This is a genomic window from Chryseobacterium antibioticum, assembly GCF_012927325.1.
Taxonomy (GTDB): Bacteria; Bacteroidota; Bacteroidia; order Flavobacteriales; family Weeksellaceae; genus Chryseobacterium; species Chryseobacterium antibioticum.
Window position 1 is genome coordinate 1 of record NZ_JABBGI010000067.1, and the last position, 3,231, is coordinate 3,231.

A 3,231-nucleotide genomic window follows, 5' to 3' on the forward strand; every position below is an offset into this window, starting at 1 on the left:
TAGTTTTCGATCATTGCTTAATCGTTTTGACACAACAGTATCGAGTTGGAAGTCTTTTAATTATATCGCTTTTATGGTTATAGCTCTGAACAAATTTTATAAATCTAAAAAAGTTTAAATGACCTCATTATCTAAATGATGAAAAAAAGTAAACATTTAGCTCCTATTTTTGAAGTTAGAACCGTTACCGCCAATACGGTTATAGAAGAGCTTCGAAAAGATATCCGACAAATATTTTCAGAAAAAACCATTGACGGCGTGAAGCCTGGAACAGAGTTAGACAGAGGTTAAATCAGTTTAAAATCTGAAAGACCTGAATTTTCTGAAATTCCAAATTAATATATCGAACGTGAGGAGATCCATATGCTCTTTGATTGGGTTTATCATGATCTAGATAAAAAAAAATTAGGGAAAGCAAAATTTCTGTATTCTTGTAGGGAACACTGAAAAGGGAAAATCTGAGAGTATCCAATACAGAAACTGAAGCTCTTTTATTATCAATACTTTAAGTAATACAGGGGACAAATCGGGGACTGCTATGCATAAACCTAAATTAACCTAATCAAAAGATACAACATATCAGATATTTAGGCAAAACAAATACTAACAAAATTCAAATTTGTTGAAATTCAAATCGGCGGAAATTCAGTGTTTCACTAATAATGAGATTATTAACAAATAAAAAATGCTTATATTCAATAAGTGTTTGATTTCCAAATAAATGAATTATTTTAGGGCGTTTATTAAGCATATGCAACAGCATATAAATAGTATCAATTTTTCTTGATAGTTGTCTATCTTTGTACCGTTCGGGATAAAAACCCGACTTGATATGCAAAAAGACATCGAAATCACATTGCTTCCTCACGAGGTAGAGCAAACTGAGCTAATCAACCAAAAACTGGCTGAAGCCTTAAAACTATCCGAATCTAGGATAAAAGGCTTTGAAATCCTGAAAAGATCTATAGATGCCCGTTCTCGAAAAGTCATTTTTCGCCTTCAGGTAAAGGTTTTTGTGGATGAAGAAGCCGTTCCGGAAGTTTACACTGTCAATTACCCTAATGTAAGTACGGCAAAACCTGTAATCATTATCGGTGCAGGCCCAGCAGGTTTATTTGCTGCTTTACAGTGTATCGAAAACGGATTAAAACCCATTATTATCGAACGCGGTAAAGATGTAAAGCAACGCCGTAGAGATCTAGCTGCCATAAATAAACAGGGTTTGGTAAATACCGAATCTAATTATTGTTACGGTGAAGGTGGAGCAGGTACTTATTCAGATGGCAAATTATACACCCGGTCCAATAAGCGCGGCGACATTAATAAAGTGCTTCAGGTTTTTGTAAACCATGGCGCACAGCCAGATATCACGATCGATGCCCGTCCGCATATCGGTACAAACAAACTTCCACATATTATTACTTCCATAAAAAACACTATCTTAAATGCTGGTGGTGAAGTGATTTTCGATAGCCAGATGACCGATATTTTAATCGAATTTGGTAAAGTAAAAGGAATAGAAGTTAATTTTCAGGACAAGTTATTTGCCGATGATATTATCCTGGCAACAGGCCATTCGGCAAGAGATGTTTACGAATTGTTAAATAAAAAAAATATTCTGATCGAGGCAAAACCTTTTGCTTTAGGGGTAAGGATAGAGCATCCTCAGGAAACTATTGATGCGGCACAATACCATTGCGATATCCGATCAGAATTTTTACCACCGGCCAATTATAGTTTGGTAGAGCAGGTTGGTACCCGTGGCGTATTTTCTTTTTGCATGTGCCCGGGAGGTATTATTGCGCCATGTGCCACAGGTGAAAATGAAATTGTGGTTAACGGTTGGTCGCCATCTAAGCGGAACAACCCTTTTGCCAATTCCGGAACAGTGGTTCAGGTTACCTTAGAGGATGTTCAGGGTTACGATCCGCTCAGGATGTTACATTTTCAATCAGAAATCGAAAAGAGAGCCTTCGAGGCTGGTGGTGGTAATTTGGTTGCGCCTGCACAAAGAATGGTCGATTTTGTGAACAATAGATTATCGATCGATCTGCCAAGGAATTCTTATCTCCCAGGTACCAAAAGTTCAATGCTTGATAACATTTTGCCTGATTTTGTATCAGATAGTTTGCGTGCAGCATTGCCCTTGTTTGGGAAAAAAATTAGAGGTTATTATACTAATGAAGCCATTTTGGTTGGTGTTGAAAGTAGAACATCATCGCCGGTTAGGATCCCAAGGGATAAAGAAACCTATCAGCATCCTCAGGTAAAAGGTTTATATCCCTGTGCAGAAGGTGCCGGTTACGCAGGCGGAATTTTATCTGCCGCAATAGATGGAATTAACTGTGCGAATGCAATATTAAGCGCATCATAACAAACTTTCTATTATACCAATTGTTGTATCCGGGAAATACATAGTTTAACCGGTAGAGGGCAGTGTAACAGTCAATTTAATATACTTAAAAAGAATTTTATAAAAATATTTCAGCCAGAATTTGACGCCTGAAACTTCAGCATTGGTGCAGTCACAGGCACTGAAGCAATCTTTTTAGCAAACTATTGGGGAATAAATGGATATATGAACAACAATTCCAGTCATATTATTACCTTAATTTACATGTTCGGAACAGTATCGTTCATAATAAAGAAAGTTAGTTTCATATTAATACTTCTAATTCTGATGAATACGCAGATATTCTACATTAATAAAAAGATTTATAAAAGTTTTAGAAAAACAAATTTTAGATAAATTATCAGCATATGTTCCACAAATCAGTTATCAAAGTCAACACATTGAAATTTACTAATCATTGAAATTTTAAATTATAACTTCATACCCAATTCAATCAAATTACTTGAGTAAGTGATCATTGATGAAGGATCGAAATATCAATAACCAAGGTGAAAGAATCCCCCTTCTTATGGGACCGAATATTAGCTAAAATCCATAATAAATATCGGTTGTCATTTCGCCCGATTATTCTCTTTTACACTTGATGGATTGTTTTGCTATAAAAGTTAATCTGGTTATCATTACCAAGATTCTTTGCAATCGCAGATTAAATGTAAAAAATTTAAATTAAGAAAATGGTATGGGTTCCCGTACAGGGCAAACGCATGATAGAAGTCACATAAGATAGTATATAATTATTTGATAATAAATAATTTATCATTAGTTTGTTGAGATAAAATATTGTATATTCATCTGATAATCAATAAATTAATTCATTA

At 35.0% G+C, this 3,231-nt stretch carries 2 protein-coding genes and 1 pseudogene; all 3 read left to right on the forward strand.

The window, feature by feature from the left end; translation table 11 throughout:
• Positions 1-118: pseudogene (locus HHL23_RS22695) on the forward strand (IS5/IS1182 family transposase); the annotation flags it as partial.
• A 17-nt stretch (positions 119-135) separates the two neighbouring features.
• A complete protein-coding gene (locus HHL23_RS22300; RefSeq protein WP_169236934.1) occupies positions 136-291 on the forward strand; it encodes a hypothetical protein in 156 nt (51 codons plus the stop codon).
• 541 nt (positions 292-832) lie between these two features.
• Complete coding sequence (locus HHL23_RS22305; RefSeq protein ID WP_169236935.1) at positions 833-2,374, forward strand: NAD(P)/FAD-dependent oxidoreductase; 1,542 nt, start codon at positions 833-835, stop codon at positions 2,372-2,374.
• Positions 2,375-3,231 lie beyond the last annotated feature (857 nt).

What these genes read in the sequence shown, in the direction of transcription:
- HHL23_RS22300 (WP_169236934.1), top strand. Translation starts at nt 136, where the DNA reads ATGATGAAAAAAAGTAAACATTTAGCTCCTATTTTTGAAGTTAGAACC.
- HHL23_RS22305 (WP_169236935.1), top strand. Translation starts at nt 833, where the DNA reads ATGCAAAAAGACATCGAAATCACATTGCTTCCTCACGAGGTAGAGCAA.